The sequence below is a fragment of the Yokenella regensburgei genome (assembly GCF_003634235.1).
GTDB classification, from domain to species: Bacteria; Pseudomonadota; Gammaproteobacteria; order Enterobacterales; family Enterobacteriaceae; genus Yokenella; species Yokenella regensburgei.
This window is the reverse complement of record NZ_RBIZ01000003.1, coordinates 1,291,616-1,307,736: the sequence shown is the minus strand read 5'-3', so window position 1 is coordinate 1,307,736 and position 16,121 is coordinate 1,291,616. Positions and strand designations below refer to the sequence as shown.

Sequence of the window (16,121 nt, the reverse complement as noted above, 5' to 3'; positions counted from 1 at the left end):
ATCAGGCACCTGTTTTCTTGAACGTCAGCGGGACGACGGTGTTGGCATCATAGCGACCAGTACATTCCGCGATATCGCTGGTACCGGCTTTACAGGTAATTTCGGGCATCGGGTAGCGCGAACCGTCGCTGCAGCGGGCGGCGCCCCGGCTTTTGATCATCAGCTCACCGTTTTGATGCAGGCCGGAGAAAATCTCAGCGCGGCAGACGATGTTGTCGCCATGCACCAGGCGGGCGGTGCCCTTGTTGTTCTGCATCTGGTAGCGCAGCGATGGCGGTTTACCGGTGACCGGATCTTTAATGTCGATCAGGACACGCCAGTTCCCGTTGAGGAATTTGGTGGTGCCAGCGCGCATCTGTGCCGCTTCCATCACCAGCGCATCTTTTGGGATCGCGGCAATCACCACCGGTTCGGCAGGCGCGGCGGGTTTCTCTTCTTCTTTAGTCTTTATGACGTCGGCGCGATGCAGCGGCAGGCTGGCGGCAACCTGCGGCAGCGCCGGGCGGGCAGGGACAGGCTGAACGACAGGCGCTGGCACCGGGGCGGCAGCCACGGTTTCAACTGGCTCGGCGACAGTGGTGCTCTGCTTCCATAACAGCGGTGCGGCGACGGCAACAACGATGATAGCCGCGACCGGCACGCTCCACAGCGGGAGGCGGCGCTTCGCGCGCTTAACCGGAGCCGGGTCCGCAACGGTGTTGATTTCCGGCTCTGCTTCCGGTTCTTCGGCTTCCGGCTGGGCGACGGCGTAGGCCTGCATCACGGTATCCGGCAGCTTACTCACCGCTGCGGGAGTGGGTTCAGGCGTGAGCAGAGGCTGCTCTTCGTCGACGAATACCACCGGCTCTGGCTCGGCTTCGGCAGGGGCTGGCGGGATGACTTCAATTACCGGCGGCTCCGGCTCAGGCTCACGCAGGCAGTCGAGAATGTCGTCGCGCACGCTGTCGTTAAGGTTGATAAAGCCCCAGAAGGTGATAACCGGCTTGCCGTCGACGAGGAAAACGTGGTTCTCACCGGGGAACTGCAGCGCTTTTTCCAGCAGGGCGCCGAACAGCTGTTGGGTGGTTTTACCGGAGGCGAGCGATTTACGGCTGAGCGTCAGGGCACTGTCGAAGGTGCTGCGCAGGTAGCGGCGGGCGCGTTCACGAACCGCTTCATCGGCAGCTTTCCAGCTGCTGGCGCTCCCCTCAACGGGCGAGTACCAGGCCACACGGTCGCCTTCGTCATTAACCTGCGGTATGGCGAGGCAATCGACCAGCGCCTGTTGTTTGCGCAGGCGCAGGGTTTCGCGGATTTGCAGGGCGGAGTCAAACACGGCCTGGCCACCGCCGCCGACCGCCTGAAAATCATCGAGGCTGCCGCTGCGTAATAGAGTTTTTGTCACGTTGTCATCCCATAGACTTCTTCACACCATGACTTTACGCCACCTCTTTTGCATCTAAACGGTGAAAGACAGGCTAAAAAACGGGAATTCTCGTGCTATTGAGACGGCAAATTACGCTTGACCTTTTGGGATTTACTTAAGTCAAACGAGGTGCAGGGCGTTGGTGAAGAAAGCAGCGAAAACATCTGCTTTCGCATAACCTGATGCGGATTGGTTATTTGTCAGTTATTCAGGGCTGTGCTGTTATTAAAGTCCATATAATTAAAGATAAAGGCTTATAACCATGTCTACAGGGAAAACGTTGCTGGCGCTGGCGCTCGGCACGCTCTTTTCGGCAAGCGCCTTCGCGGCAGACCACGACACGCTCATCTACTGTTCGGAAGCTTCTCCCGAGTCGTTTAACCCGCAGATTGCCAGCTCTGGCCCGTCGTTTGTGGCAAGCTCGCAGACGCTCTACAACCGCCTGATTAACTTCGACCCGGTGAAAAATACCCCGGTACCGTCGCTGGCGACCGAGTGGACTATCTCCCCGGACGGCAAAACCTACACCTTTACCCTGCGCAAAGGGGTGAAATTCAACAGCAACAAGTTCTTTAAACCGACGCGCGATTTTAACGCCGACGACGTGATTTTCTCGGTGATGCGCCAGAAAGACCCGGCGAACCCGTACCACAAGGTCTCGCAGGGGACGTATGAATATTTCAACGATGTCGGCCTCGACAAGTTGATTACCGATGTGAAGAAGATTGACGATTATCACGTCCAGTTTGTGTTGAGTGAGCCGAACGCCGCCTTCCTCGCCGACTGGGGCATGGACTTTGCTTCTATTCTTTCGGCGGAATATGCCGACGAAATGCTGAAAAAGGGCACTCCGGAGAACGTCGATACCTGGCCGATTGGCACCGGGCCCTACGTGCTGCAGCAGTATAAGGTCGATTCACTCATCCGCTACGTGGCGAACCCGAACTACTGGGACGGCGAGGTGCCAACCAAACACCTGATCTTCTCCATCACGCCGGATGTCCAGACCCGCCTGGCGAAGCTGCAGACCAACGAGTGTCAGATTATCCCGGCACCATCGCCGGTGCAGTTTGATGCCATTAAAAAGAACAAAGATTTAGCCCTGCATGCGGTAGAAGCGCTGAACGTCGGCTATCTGGCGTTTAACACCGAGAAAAAACCGTTTGATAACGTGCTGGTGCGTCAGGCGCTGAACTACGCCACCGACAAAAAAGCCATCGTCAACGCCGTGTTTATGGGTTCTGGCACCGTAGCCAAATCGCCATTGCCGCCGAACATGCTCGGCTACAAGAAAGATCTGCCGGATTATGACTACGATCCGCAAAAAGCCAAAGATCTGCTGAAAAAAGCGGGGCTGGAGAAGGGCGCGGAGGTGACGCTATGGTCAATGCCGGTGCAGCGTCCGTATAACCCGAATTCGCGTCGCATCGCTGAGATGATCCAGAACGACTGGGCGAAAGTAGGCATTAAAGCCAAAATTGTCACCTACGAGTGGGGCGAATATCTCTCCGGAATGCGCAAAGGCGAGCATGACTCGGCGCTGTTCGGCTGGATGTCGGACAACGGCGATCCGGACAACTTTGCCGACACGCTGCTGGGCTGTAACAGCATAAAAACCGGATCGAACGCCGCGCGCTGGTGTGATAAGGGGTACAATGCGCTGGTACAGAAAGCGAAGCTGACCAGTGACCCGGCGGCCCGCGCGAAGCTGTACGGTGAGGCACAGGAGATTTTCTACCAGCAGGCGCCGTGGATTGCGCTCGCCAACGGGAAAACCTTCTACGCCACCCGCAGCAACGTGAGCGGCTTCAGCGTCAGCCTGATGGGCAGCGATTTCTCGAAAGTAAAGATTAACTAAGGAGCAGGTATGTCACATCTGGATGAGGTCATTGCCCGCGTGGATGCGGCGGTTCATGAAAGCGTGATTACGCACATGAATGAGCTGCTGGTGGCGCTGAGTGATGATACTGAAATCAGTCGCGAAGAGCGCTACACCCAGCAGCAACGGCTGCGCAATGCGATTGCCCACCACGGGCGTCAGCATAAAGAAGACACGGAAGCGCGCCACGAAGCGCTCACCAAAGGTGGCACTATTCTGTAGCCTTAAAACTGGCGTCTGGCCACAAGCCAGGCGCCAATCACCAGCAATACCGCACCGCATACCGGCCCGACCAGCGCCCGCCACGGGATCCCCTGGCTGCGCACCACGTCCATCACCAGACCGCCAATCAGCTGGCTTGCCACCAGTACCGCAATGGTTGTGGCGGCGCCAACGTACTGATAGCCACTGATGCTGGCAAAAACAAAAAACGAGCCCAGCAGGCCGGGAATCAGCGTCCACCACTTGATGCTGTGCAACAGCTCCTGTGCGCCCGTCAACCCGTGCTTTATCAGCAAAATAGAGACAAACAGCACGATCCCCACCAGTGAGTTGAGCAGCATAGCGATAAGGATCGTGGACGAGCTTTGGGTGATGCGCACCATAATGGTGTTTTGCACCACCAGGCCAATCCCGGCGGCGACAAGAAAGGCCAGCGTCAGCGACTGGTTCATGGGATAGCGTCCGGATCCTGGCGATCGTCGAGCTGTAGCTGCATGAAGGTGAGATCCAACCAGCGGCCAAACTTGGTGCCGACCTGCGGCATTTCGCCGGTGGTGATAAAACCAAGCTGGGCGTGCAGTTTAAGCGAGGCGTGGTTTTGCGATTCAATACCCGCGACCATCACGTGTTTTCCGGCGCGGCGCGCTTCGGCAATCAGCCGGGTGAGCAGGGCGCGGCCAAGGCCTTTACCCTGATGCAGAGGGTGAACATAGACGGAATGCTCGACGGTATGGCGAAATCCATCGAAGGCGCGCCAGTCGCCGAAGGACGCATAGCCGGTGATCTCACCCTCCTCTTCACTCACCAGCACCGGATAACCGGCCATCTCCCGCGCCTCAAACCAGGCCAGGCGGTTGTGAATATCGACGGTTTTATCGTTCCAGATAGCGGCGGTATGCAACACCGCGTGGTTATAAATTTCAGCAATAGCGCCGCAGTCATCTTTACAGGCATAGCGAATCATCAGGGAAACCTCAGCGGTGTACACTATAGTAGTACGACATTATTACAATACTATACACCCGGCGCGCAAGCGCTTCCTTAATGAAACGTCATACACTATAGTGATACGTCATGACGACTATCGAAGACAATCTCAATCAGCGCATCAGCGCACGTATCCGCATCGAGCGGGAATCCCGTAGCTGGTCACTCAGTGAACTGGCTGAGCGGGCCGGTGTTTCACGCGCGATGGTGCACAAAATCGAGCGCGGAGAGAGCAGCCCCACGGCGATGATGCTGGGCCGTCTCTCCGGCGCGTTCGGTATCAGTATGTCCACGCTTATCGCCCGCGCCGAAATGCAGGAAGGCAAACTGCTGCGCCGGGAAAACCAGCCGGTGTGGCGCGACCCGCAAACGCACTATCTGCGGCGGCACGTCTCGCCGCGCAGCGATCTGCCTATCGATCTGGTGCAGGTCGAACTTCCCGCCGGGAGTGATATTCCCATGCCGGCCTCTTCCTACGCGCTGGCGCGTCAGCTTATCTGGCTGCAGGAGGGGAAGCTGCTGTTTATCGAAGGCGATACCCATCATCAGATGCAGGCCGGGGATTGCCTGGAGCTCGGGCCGCCCAACGATTGTCGCTTCGTCAATGAAACCGACGAGCCCTGTGTTTATCTGGTTGTGCGCTTAAATCAGGCCGCCAGCTGAAACGGGCTACGCTTTAGGCTATTGACCACGATAAGGAGCGCATAATGAATCAGATGACTTTACAACAACGTCGTTGGGTACTCGCATCACGTCCGCACGGTGAACCGGTGGCGGCAAACTTTCGTTTTGAAGAGGGCGACATTCCCACGCCTGGGGCCGGTGAGCTTTTGCTGCGCACGGTCTATTTATCCCTCGATCCCTATATGCGTGGACGCATGAGCGATGCCCCGTCGTATTCGCCACCGGTTGAGATCGGCGCGACGATGGTGGGCGGCACCGCGAGCCGCGTCGTCTCTTCGAACCACGCCGGTTTTAAACCCGGCGACTGGGTGCTGAGCTACGGCGGCTGGCAGGCGTATGAGGTGTCGAACGGTGAGGGACTGGTCTCGCTTGGCGCTCATCCACCGCATCCTTCCTGGGCGCTGGGCGTACTCGGCATGCCGGGTTTCACGGCCTATATGGGGCTGCTCGACATTGGTCAACCGAAGCACGGTGAAACGCTGGTGGTCGCCGCGGCGACCGGGCCGGTGGGCGCGACGGTGGGGCAAATCGGTAAACTGAAAGGCTGCCGGGTGGTGGGCGTGGCTGGGGGGGCAGAAAAATGCCGCTATGCGGTAGAGACATTGGGTTTCGATGTTTGCCTCGATCACTATGCCGACGACTTTGCCGAACAGCTGCGTGCCGCCTGTCCACAGGGGATCGACGTTTATTTTGAAAACGTCGGCGGGAAAGTGTTCGACGCGGTGCTGCCGCTACTGAACACCTCTGCCCGTGTGCCGGTTTGCGGCCTGGTCAGCGGCTATAACGCCACCGGACTGCCCGCAGGGCCGGATCGTCTGCCGTTATTGATGGCGACCCTGCTCAGAAAACGAATTCGCATGCAGGGATTTATCATTGGCCAGGATTATGGTCATCGGATTGATGAATTCCAGAAGGAAATGGGTCGCTGGGTGCAGGAAGGAAAAATTAAGTACCGCGAACAGATTGTTGACGGTCTGGAAAATGCACCTCAGGCCTTTATTGGCTTACTGAAAGGACAAAATTTCGGCAAGCTGGTTATTCGCGTAGCGCCTGATGCTTAATTTATGCACTGCGGTGTGATAAACACCGCAGTTCTACGTGCAAATTTCTGAAATTGCGTCTTTAATTAACGGACGAACGTCGTGAAAGGACGTGCAGTGTTATATCAATAAGTAAACTAATAATTTAGATGCGTTAATTTGTTTTATTTTTTATTTCCCACGCCAGAGTAAGATACAGGATATATCTTTACTGTCCTGTAACAACGATAACGATGATTAGGCAACAGGAAGTAGACATGCTTGATTTTGAGAAAGCGCAGCGAATGAGTCTGACCACCCAGGTCGAGGTAAACTTAAAGAGTGCGTTGATCATTGGTGCCTTAAAGCCGGGCGCCAGATTAGTGACCAAAGACATTGCTGAACAGCTTGGCACCAGTATTACGCCCGTCCGTGAGGCCCTGCTGCGTCTGGTATCTTCCGGCGCACTGCAAGCCACTCCTGCACAGGCGTTTTTAGTTCCGGAAGTCACGCTGGAGCGTTACCGTGAAATTAACGCGATCCGTAAGAAACTGGAGGGAATGGCAGCTTCGGCGGCCGCGTTACTGATGACTGCAGACAAGCTGCGTGAGCTGCGCGGCCTGGCTGATGAGTTCCAACGGGCAGTCGGCAACAGTGATATTGAACAGACGCTGCAGGCGAATTACCGCTTCCGCTTCCGTCTCTATCACTATGCTGAAATGCCAACCCTGACCGCACTCATCGAGCAATTATGGGTGCGAATCGGACCCAGCTTTAATTACCTTCATCCGCAGCCGGAAATGGTTTTCCACGGTTCTGACTTTTACCAGGAATTACTGGCGGCGCTGGAGAAAAAGGACGAGACGGCGAGTTATCAGGCCATTTGCACTGCTATTGATCAGGGTGCGGCGGTGTTACAACGTCAGTACCTGAATTAATTATCGCGTTAACTATCTTATCTGTTATTAACTTTTCCGGGTTTACAGACCCGGAAAAGTTACTTTCTCGAATTTACTCGAATTGATACGCAATAGCCAGGCCAACACCATAATTGCGGCCCGGCGCGGGTTCGTAGTAGCGGCCGTTAGATTCATTAACAATAACCGAACCGACATATTCCCGGTCAAATAAGTTATCTATTCGACCAAACAGATCCATTTGCCACTTCCCTAAATCAAATTTATAGCCGGTGTTCATTCCAACGATGGTCCATGAAGGGGCTTTGGCGCTGTTTTGATCGTTGGCCATAATATCGCCCATATAGCGAATATCCGCCCCGGCGTACCAGCCTTTTTCCGGCTGCCAGCCAAGCGACGCGAAGCCCATATTCTGTGCGATACCAGGAATGCGGTTGCCGTTGCAGTCGCCGGTATTGCACACGTTGCTGCGGTAGGTGGCGTCGAGCCAGGTCCAGGCGGCGTTGATCTTCCAGTTTTCGGCAAACCGCTGATCGAGCGACAGCTCGGCGCCCTGGCGGCGGGTCTTCCCGGCGTTTTTATAGCTGGTGCGGCCACCGCTGTTGCTGTCGACCACGATTTCGTTATCGGTATCGGTCTGGAACAGGGCGGCGGTCAGCAGACCGTTGCCGATGCGGGTTTTGCTGCCGGTTTCATAGGTGGTGCTGGTCGAAGGCTGCAGACCAAAATTGAGGCCGCTCTGGCCGCCGGAGCGATAAGAGAGCTCGTTAATCGTCGGGGTTTCAAACCCTCGTCCGGCTGAGAGATACAGGTTCCAGGCATCGGTCATCGCGTATTTCAGCGAGCCTGCCGGGAGCCATTTATGGTAGCTGGCGTCACCGCTGTCGTCAGGATTGCCCGGCGTGACGTAGTGATCGTTCGAGTCGAACCACACCGAGCTGTAGCGCACCCCGGCGTCGAGCGACAGCTTTTCCGTCAACTGCCATTGGGATTGCAGGTACGGATCGAGATTCCACATCAGGTTGCGTTCGTTGCGGCGCAGCGCGCCTTCTTCGCCATACTGCGGTGCGCCGTTGACCAGCACATAGTTCTCGTAGCCTTTCCGCTTTTCGCTCATCGTTTCGTAATCGAGCCCGGTGGTGAAGGTCACCGGTACGCCGAGCTGCCCCTGATGCGTCCAGCGGCTGTCGATGCCCTGATAGTGACGGTCGAGGGCGATAACGCCGCCGGAATGCGCCGGATTGAGCTGCGGCGCCATCGGGATCGACTGGTACTGGGTGGTTTGTCGCTCTCCGGCGTACATCATCACGCTGAGCGCATCGCGCTCCGTCAGCTGGCGCTCATAGCGCAGCCCGGCCTGGGTCTGTTTGGTATCTTTGCGGGTGTTGTACTGGTCACCGCGCGGCGACTGGCGCGGGTCGGCCTGCCATTCGCTGTAGCTGAGTCCACCCGGATCGTTGGCTTTGATATCCACGCTGTTAAACAGCAGCGTCAGCTTGCTGGCATCGTCAATACGCACGCCAAGTTTGGCGTTACCGAGGTTTTTACGCGCGCCGCTGTGGTCGCGATAGCCTCCGGTGACAAAACGGCTGGTGGAAACGGTGTAATCAACGTCACCCGCGTGGCTGCCATCGCCGACGGCGCCGGTGGCTTTCAGCCCGTAGCGCCAGGAGCCATAGCTGCCGTAGTAGCTGCTGGCTTCAATGGTTGGCGGCTGCTGACCGGTCTCGGTGGTGATGTTCATCACACCGCCAGAGGCGTTGCCGTAGAGGGCAGAGAAGGGGCCGCGCAGCACCTCGATACTCTCGACGCTGTTGATATCAATGTTCGAGGTTTGCCCCTGGCCGTCGGGCATGGTGGCAGGGATCCCGTCCACGTAGAGGCGGATCCCGCGCACGCCAAAGGTGGATCGCGAGCCAAAACCGCGAATCGAGAGCTGAAGATCCTGGGCGTAGTTCTGGCGGTTCTGCACCTGCAGGCCAGGCACGCTGCCAAGCGACTCTGAAAGGTTAACGCGCGGTTGGGCGTGGCGCATGTCGTCGCCGTACACCACGCTCACCGCCGCCGGGGTATCAAGTTCGGAAACCACCTGCGGCGTTGCCGTCACAATCATGGTTTGCTCATCGGCGGCCTGAGCCTGCACGACAGCAACAAAAGGGAAGAGAAGAGCCGGAAGCGCCACCCTGCGAACCGCAAAAATTTTCATGTCACGCACTCAATAGAAAGCAAATCTAAGAATTTATTTGAACATGTTAATGGTCATGTTAATTAATTGAAAAGTTTAACGGCACATTTGGTTAATGCCAGGCAACTGAGTGGCGATACAGAGCACAATCTGCGGAATAGTGCTCCACTTTTAACTGAATAATGATTACTATTCGCATCTAAAAAACGCAAAACCACGAGTTTGCGAACCGGAAGTGCTGTGGAGCAGCAAACAATTCTGTAGAACAAGGGAGTCGTCATGTCTTTACGTCATCTGTCCGCACCACGCCTGCGCCGTTCACTGTTGCTGAGCACGTTGCTGCTGGCGGGGAGCTTTAGCGCCCATGCCGCCGACGAAATGCTGCGCAAAGCGGTAGGGAAAGGGGCTTACGAAATGGCCTTCAGCCAGCAGGAAAATGCGCTGTGGGTGGCTACCTCTCAGAGCCGCAGCCTGGATAAAGGCGGCATTGTGTATCGACTGGATCCGGTGACGCTCAATGTCACCCAGATTATTCACAACGATCTCAAACCGTTTGGCGCAACCATCAACCAGCAGACCCAGACGCTGTGGTTTGGTAACACCACCAACAGCGCCATCACCGCCATCGATGCCAAAAGCGGCGATGTGAAAGGGCGCATTGTGCTGGATGACCGCGTTCGTAGCGAAACGGTAAAACCGCTGCAGCCGCGTGAGCTGGTGGCGAACGACAAAACCAACACTGTCTACGTGACCGGCATTGGTAAAGAGAGCGTGGTGTGGGTGATTGACGGTGCGAACCTGAAGCTCAAATCCACCATTACCGGAACCGGTTCTTTTGGCACCGGCCTGGCGCTGGATGCTGACGCCAAACGTCTGTACCTGACCAACGGTGACGGCGAACTGGTTACCATCGATACCGACAGCAACAAAGTGCTGAGCCGTAAAAAGCTGCTGGACGACGGTAAAGAGCACTTCTTCCTTAACCTGAGTCTCGATACCGCAGGCCACCGCGCGTTCATTACCGATTCCAAACAGCCGGAAGTGCTGGTGGTGGACATCCGTGACGGCAAAGTACTGGAAAAAATCGCCGCGCCGGAATCGCTGGCGGTGCTGTTTAACCCGGTGCGTAATGAAGTGTACGTAACGCATCGGCAGGCCGGCAAAGTCAGCGTCATTGATGCGAAAAGCTACAAAGTGGTTAAAACGCTGGATACACCGACGCATCCGAACAGCCTGACGCTTTCTGCCGACGGTAAAACCCTCTTCGTGACCGTGAAGCAGGCTTCCAGCCGCCAGAAAGAGGCGACCCAGCCGGACGACGTTATCCGTATCGCCCTGTAATCATCCGCTGTTACAACCCGCTGCTAGCCACGCCTCGCGCGTGGCTATACACTTAAGGGACTATTTTAGAAGGGAGTTGTTATGAAAAAGTCTTTAATTTGCCTCTGTGCGGGTGTGGCGCTGTTCACCCTGGCGGGCTGCAGCAGCAACTATGTAATGACCACCAAAAGCGGCCAGACCATCGTCACCCAGGGCAAACCGAAGCTTGATAAAGACACCGGTATGACCAGCTACACCGATCAGAACGGCGATGAACGCCAGATCAACAGCAGCGACGTCGCGCAGCTGGTTGAAGATTAAAACCTCCGTCGTGCGATAATCCCCTCACCGTGAAGCATTTTTTACCCTCACGGTGAGGTTTTTTTATTAATAAATGATGCCGCTTTGTTATTTTTTATTCGACAAAATACCGGAATGTTATTTATAAGTATCATAAATGATTTATTTTTATAAATTCATCTATTGTATTTATTAGTTTTTATTAATTCAGATTTAAGTAAATATAACACCAGTAAAATGAACTATTTTTTCCTTTTAAAATAACAACCTGGCTTTTTGCCTGGTATTTTTCTTGTTATTGCGCTATTGCCACCCCGTATTGTTATTACTCCGCTAAATGTATTCTCTCCTCCCATGAAACAATATTTATCTAAATAAAATTACCCTAAATGGAGGATGGAATATGCATAAGCGGAAGATACTTCCATTGTGTATTGCAATGGCATTAAGCAGTAATGCCTGGGCGACAGATACGGACGACGTCAACGATTCAAAAGTTAAATGTCCAACCCAGGTCAGCCAGCTGACGGAAGCCGAAAAAGCGGCGCTGCCGGCAGAATGTAAAACCGATGACGACAGCCTGACGGGCTGGGTCCTCGGCGGTGCCGCCGCCGTGGCGGCCGCTATTGGCGTGGCGATGTACCACGACAATGGTGGCGGCTATGCGCACCACGATAACCACTCACCGGCGCCGCCGGACGATGGCGGTGATTCCGGGACTCTTCCTGATGACGGCGGTGATTCTGGCACTATTCCGGATGACGGTGGAGATTCCGGCACCGATCCGGTAACCGGAATCTATTACTACGACAACGGCGTCACGCTGGATACCGATGCCAACACCCTGACCTTCGACACCGTCTCCGTTAACGGCGAGAGCTGGGATAACGTCACTTTTAATTATGTGGAAGAGGGTGACAACTACGTGCTGACGGCGCCGGACGGGCGCACCCTGGTTATCGATAAAAAATACGTCACCGACGAAAGTAACGCGGTGATCGACGGCACGTATGGCAGCGACGATTTGTCCTGGAAATATGACAGCACCGGCACCTTCTGGTTCGCGGATGCCGATACTAACGTGATTGCGGGTGATGGTAAAAATACCACCCTTGGCGATACCACCACCGACGGCGAGAACCAAATCGGCACGCTGATTATTGGTGACAATACCGAAACGATCCTGGAAGGTGACACCACCGCCAGCAATGGCGCCACTGGCGTGGTGGTCTCCGGCGACGACACCAAAACCACCAATATCGGCGATATTTATGCCTCCGGCGGCGCCACCGGGCTGTACCTCTCCGGCCTCGACAGCCAGTTTACCAACATTGGTAAAATCACCGCCGTCGATGCCGGTTCCACCGGGGTGATTATCAACGGTGACGGCGCGGCGTTCACTAACCAGGGCACCATTGACAGCAGCCTGAACGCCACCGGGGTCAGCATCGCGGGCAACGGCGCTGGCGTGCTACTTGACGGTACGGTTAACGTCCATTCAGAAAAAGACGCCGACGGTGTTTATCAGGGTGGCACCGGCGTCAGCGTTGCCGGGAATGACGGTGTGACGGAAATCACCGGCAACGTCAATATTTCCGGCACCTATGCCGCCGATGACAGCACCACGACGGAAGGCGTACTCACCGGCGTGGCGGTCAGCGGGGAAAACAATACGGTCTTAGTGGATGGCGCGCTGTCGATGGCGCTGGATTCGCAGGGCAAGGGTGACACCGAGTTTGTGGCGAATGGCGTGACGGTAACCGGCAGCGGCAACACCGTGGAGCTCAAGGGCGGGGTCAATATTTACGCCAGCGATACCGACTCTAAATACGGGCATGAAGTCACCGGGATCCGCATCGACGGCGATAACACCCTGTCCGTCACCGGTGATTCCTCGCTGGATATTGTCGGCGTTTTCGGTACCAACGTCACGTTTGCCCAGGTCAATAACGGTGGTCACCTGGTGCTGGATGAAGACTCGGTGCTGAACGTCGCGTTTGAGAACATTGATCGTTCAGTATTTGGTAAATCAAGTGTGATTGAGGCCTCCGGTGAGGGCTCGACGGTCGATAACTACGGCGTTATCAACGGCGACTCCTTTGACCTTTCGCTGATGCAGGCGGCTAATGGCGCGACGGTGACCAACCACGGCACCGTGAATAGCCAGGCGGAAAGTACCACCAATAGCTGGGGGTCGCTGTATGCCACAGCTGGCGGTACCGTCATCAACGCCGATGGGGGGACGGTTAACCTGACCAACACCCTGACGCCGGCTGGCAGCAGTGGCGGGTACTCAGATCTTCCGCTCAGGGGCGGTATCCGGGTGGGCTATGCGATGCTGGCGGATGCCAGCTCGACGGCGAGCACGATCGTTAACGACGCGGGCGGCACCATCAACCTGCAGGGCGCCGGTTTGTTCGGCATGGGGGCGGTGAAAGGCACCGCCACTAACGCCGGCACTATCAATCTCGACGGCTTTATTCCGGTACTCAATGACGACGGCTCTGTTGCCAGTACCAGCCTCTATAACAACGGCAACATCGTGCTGCACGGCGCCGGGATGGTGATGGGCAGCGATATGAGCAGCTTCCCGGCCAATGCCAACGGGGTGAACACCGGCACCATTAACGTCAACAACGAAGGCACCGGCATGTTCGCGCTGCACGGCGGCACGGTGACCAACCAGGGCACCATCAACCTGACGGCGGATGAAGGCGTTGAGGGGAGCATAAACAACCAGCTGATCGGTATGGCGGTAGCCTACGGCGGGACCGCGATTAACGATAAAACCGGGGTCATTAACATCGACGCCGACTACGGCCAGGCGTTCTATAACGACGGCAGCGGGCTGATCATCAACTACGGTAAAATCTGCGCCGACGGCAGCTGCGAAGACCCGGAGACTTATAACCCGACCGACAGCGCGGTAGCCTATATAGACGGCGATATTATTGCCGCCGCAGGTGCCAGCACCGCGCTGACCGGCACGCAGATGATCAGCGGCAACGTCAGCAACGACGGCAGCGTTTCCGGCGGCACCATTAAATTCTGGGACGCCGACAGCACGTTAACCAACCAGGCAGACGGCAGCATCAGCAGTGCAGTCACCCTGGCGGCGGGCACGCTGAACAACGCCGGAACGCTGAGCGGGGCGGTGGCATTATCCAGCGGCGCGACCCTGAACAATACCGGCGTCATCACGACGGATGGCAAGCAAACGTCCAAGGGCGCGGTATCGATGTCGGGGGATAACAACCTTATCGTCAACAGCGGGACCATCAACCAGAGCAGCGGTTCGGCGAACCTGGTGTACGCCACCGGCGCGGCGGCGACCCAGAGTACCTTCTGGAACCAGGCGGGTGCGGAAATCAACTACGAGGGAACGGGCTCTGCGGTGTACATGCGCTACAACAACACCGTGGCAATCAACGACGGCACCATCACCATTGACGGCAAGGGGGCGATGGCGATGCGCGGCGGCGCCGGGGCGCAGCTTATCAACAGCAGCACCGGGGTGATTAACGTCGGCACCGAAGGCACGACGAAAACCAACATGATTGGCATGCAGTTCAGCAGCGAGGCCAACGCTAACTCGGTTATCCAGAACGACGGCACCATCAACATCTATGCCAGCAATTCCTATGCCTTTGCGAATATGGGGGCCGGGCACGTGGTGAACAACGGCACCGTCTACATCGACCCGACGGTTACCGGCTCGGCGATTATGGCGCCGACCAGCACCAACCAGACCCTCTCAGGCACGGGTGACGGCGCAGACGGTGATACCACCGACTACACCCACTACACCGCACCGACCACCGCCAGCAGCAGTTCAGCGTCGACGACCAACGACCTGACTGGCTACGTGGTGGGCACCAGCGCCGACGGCAGCGCCGGGAAGCTGATGGTGAGCAACGCCAGCATGAACGGCGTGAGCGTCAACACCGGCTTTACCGCCGGCACCGATGCCACCAGCGTGACCTTCGACAACGTGGTGCAGGGCAGCAACCTGACGGATGCGTCAGCCATTGCCTCCACCTCGGTGGTGTGGAACGCGCAGGGCAGCACCGACGCCAGCGGCAACGTTGACGTCACCATGAGCAAAAACGCCTACGCCGACGTGGCGACCGACGGCAGCGTCAGCAGCGTGGCGAACGCGCTGGACGCGGGCTACACCAACAACGAGCTGTACAGCAGCCTCAACGTCGGCAGCCAGGCCGAGCTGAACAGCGCGCTGAAGCAGGTGAGCGGCAGCCAGGCGACCAACGTCTTCCGCCAGGCGCGGGTGCTGAGCAACCGCTTTGATATGCTGGCCGACGCCGCCCCGCAGGTGGGCAACGGTCTGGCGTTCAACGTTGTGGCGAAGGGCGACCAGCGGGCGCAGCTCGACAAAAACACCGACTACGACATGCTGGCGCTGCGCCAGACGCTGGATTTGACCGGCAGCCAGAACCTGACCATGGAGTACGGTATCGCGCGCCTCGACGGCAACGGCAGCCAGAGCGCCGGTAACAACGGCATCACCGGCGGCTACAGCCAGTTCTTTGGCCTGAAGCACCAGATGGCGTTTGAAAACGGCATGAGCTGGAACAACGGCCTGCGCTACGACGTGCACAACCTCGACAGCAACCGCTCGGTGGCCTACGGCGACGTCAGCAAATCGGCGGACAGCAGCGCGAAGCAGCAGTACCTGGAGTTCCGCAGCGAAGGGGCGAAGAAATTCGAACTGAGCGAGGCGCTGACGGTCACCCCGTATGCGGGTGTGAAGCTGCGCCATACCCTGGAAGATGGCTACCAGGAGCGCAACGCGGGCGACTTCAACCTGAACATGAACAGCGGCAGCGAAACGGCGGTAGACAGCATCGTCGGGATGAAAGTGGACTATGCGGGTAAAGACGGCTGGAGCGCGACGGCGACGCTGGAAGGCGGGCCGAACCTGAGCTACGCGAAGAGCCAGCGCAGCGCCACGGTGGCGGGTGCGGGTAACCAGCGCTTTGCGATTGACGACGGTCAGACCGGCGGCGGGGTGAACCACCTGGCGACCACCGGCGTGAAGTACAGCGGCAAGGACAGCGCGCTGCAGCTTGATGCCTATCACTGGAAGGAGGACGGGGTCAGCGACAAGGGGCTGATGCTGAACTTTAAGAAGACATTCTAATAATAACGTAGTATCGCTTATGCACATTGCCCGGCCGAACGGCCG

At 57.0% G+C, this 16,121-nt stretch carries 12 protein-coding genes; 8 read left to right on the top strand and 4 right to left on the bottom strand.

Annotated features, from left to right (window positions below; all coding sequences use genetic code 11):
- Position 1: 1 nt before the first annotated feature.
- Entirely contained in the window at positions 2-1,384 is a 1,383-nt protein-coding gene (locus C7387_RS06485) for an SrfA family protein (RefSeq protein WP_120816329.1), read from the bottom strand.
- 283 nt (positions 1,385-1,667) lie between these two features.
- Between C7387_RS06485 and C7387_RS06480 the strand changes: the two genes are divergently transcribed.
- Both C7387_RS06480 and C7387_RS06475 read left to right on the top strand, forming a co-directional pair.
- Entirely contained in the window at positions 1,668-3,263 is a 1,596-nt protein-coding gene (locus C7387_RS06480; RefSeq protein WP_006819891.1) for an ABC transporter substrate-binding protein, read from the top strand.
- Positions 3,264-3,272: 9 nt separating this feature from the next.
- Positions 3,273-3,506, top strand: a complete 234-nt coding sequence (locus C7387_RS06475) for a YdcY family protein (protein ID WP_006819892.1) — start codon at positions 3,273-3,275, stop codon at positions 3,504-3,506.
- A gap of 2 nt (positions 3,507-3,508) precedes the next feature.
- On the opposite strand, the gene C7387_RS06470 is transcribed toward C7387_RS06475, so the two are convergent.
- A complete protein-coding gene (locus C7387_RS06470) occupies positions 3,509-3,958 on the bottom strand; it encodes a DMT family transporter (RefSeq protein ID WP_120816328.1) in 450 nt (149 codons plus the stop codon).
- A complete protein-coding gene (locus tag C7387_RS06465) occupies positions 3,955-4,473 on the bottom strand; it encodes a GNAT family N-acetyltransferase (protein ID WP_120816729.1) in 519 nt (172 codons plus the stop codon). The genes C7387_RS06470 and C7387_RS06465 overlap by 4 nt, the downstream gene beginning before the upstream one ends.
- A 107-nt stretch (positions 4,474-4,580) precedes the next feature.
- On the opposite strand from C7387_RS06465, the gene C7387_RS06460 reads away from it, so the two are divergent.
- The 3 genes from C7387_RS06460 (at position 4,581) to C7387_RS06450 (ending at position 7,134) form a co-directional block, all read left to right on the top strand.
- Positions 4,581-5,156, top strand: coding sequence for a helix-turn-helix domain-containing protein (locus C7387_RS06460; protein ID WP_006819895.1), 576 nt, complete (start codon positions 4,581-4,583; stop codon positions 5,154-5,156).
- Positions 5,157-5,200: 44 nt separating this feature from the next.
- Entirely contained in the window at positions 5,201-6,238 is a 1,038-nt protein-coding gene (locus C7387_RS06455; protein WP_120816327.1) for an NADP-dependent oxidoreductase, read from the top strand.
- Between the two features lie 236 nt (positions 6,239-6,474).
- On the top strand, positions 6,475-7,134 hold the full coding sequence (locus C7387_RS06450; RefSeq protein WP_038257669.1) for a GntR family transcriptional regulator: 660 nt from the start codon (positions 6,475-6,477) through the stop codon (positions 7,132-7,134).
- A gap of 73 nt (positions 7,135-7,207) precedes the next feature.
- On the opposite strand, the gene pqqU is transcribed toward C7387_RS06450, so the two are convergent.
- Complete coding sequence (gene pqqU, locus C7387_RS06445) at positions 7,208-9,319, bottom strand: TonB-dependent receptor PqqU (protein WP_120816326.1); 2,112 nt, start codon at positions 9,317-9,319, stop codon at positions 7,208-7,210.
- 258 nt (positions 9,320-9,577) lie between these two features.
- On the opposite strand from pqqU, the gene yncE reads away from it, so the two are divergent.
- The 3 genes from yncE to C7387_RS06430 all read left to right on the top strand — a co-directional run bounded on the left by yncE (position 9,578) and on the right by C7387_RS06430 (position 16,076).
- Positions 9,578-10,639 carry a 7-bladed beta-propeller protein YncE gene (gene yncE / locus C7387_RS06440; protein WP_120816325.1) on the top strand — a complete coding sequence of 354 codons (1,062 nt, stop codon included), beginning with the start codon at positions 9,578-9,580 and terminating at the stop codon, positions 10,637-10,639.
- 81 nt (positions 10,640-10,720) lie between these two features.
- A complete protein-coding gene (locus tag C7387_RS06435) occupies positions 10,721-10,939 on the top strand; it encodes a YgdI/YgdR family lipoprotein (RefSeq protein ID WP_006819900.1) in 219 nt (72 codons plus the stop codon).
- Between the two features lie 418 nt (positions 10,940-11,357).
- Positions 11,358-16,076: a beta strand repeat-containing protein gene (locus tag C7387_RS06430; protein WP_420855497.1), complete on the top strand. Its 4,719-nt coding sequence runs from the start codon at positions 11,358-11,360 to the stop codon at positions 16,074-16,076.
- Positions 16,077-16,121 lie beyond the last annotated feature (45 nt).

Excerpts from the sequence above, each read along its gene's own strand:
- C7387_RS06480 (WP_006819891.1), top strand. The coding sequence starts at position 1,668 with ATGTCTACAGGGAAAACGTTGCTGGCGCTGGCGCTCGGCACGCTCTTT.
- C7387_RS06475 (WP_006819892.1), top strand. The coding sequence starts at position 3,273 with ATGTCACATCTGGATGAGGTCATTGCCCGCGTGGATGCGGCGGTTCAT.
- C7387_RS06470 (WP_120816328.1), bottom strand. The coding sequence starts at position 3,958 with ATGAACCAGTCGCTGACGCTGGCCTTTCTTGTCGCCGCCGGGATTGGC.
- C7387_RS06460 (WP_006819895.1), top strand. The coding sequence starts at position 4,581 with ATGACGACTATCGAAGACAATCTCAATCAGCGCATCAGCGCACGTATC.
- C7387_RS06455 (WP_120816327.1), top strand. The coding sequence starts at position 5,201 with ATGAATCAGATGACTTTACAACAACGTCGTTGGGTACTCGCATCACGT.
- C7387_RS06450 (WP_038257669.1), top strand. The coding sequence starts at position 6,475 with ATGCTTGATTTTGAGAAAGCGCAGCGAATGAGTCTGACCACCCAGGTC.
- pqqU (WP_120816326.1), bottom strand. The coding sequence starts at position 9,319 with ATGAAAATTTTTGCGGTTCGCAGGGTGGCGCTTCCGGCTCTTCTCTTC.
- yncE (WP_120816325.1), top strand. The coding sequence starts at position 9,578 with ATGTCTTTACGTCATCTGTCCGCACCACGCCTGCGCCGTTCACTGTTG.
- C7387_RS06435 (WP_006819900.1), top strand. The coding sequence starts at position 10,721 with ATGAAAAAGTCTTTAATTTGCCTCTGTGCGGGTGTGGCGCTGTTCACC.
- C7387_RS06430 (WP_420855497.1), top strand. The coding sequence starts at position 11,358 with ATGGCATTAAGCAGTAATGCCTGGGCGACAGATACGGACGACGTCAAC.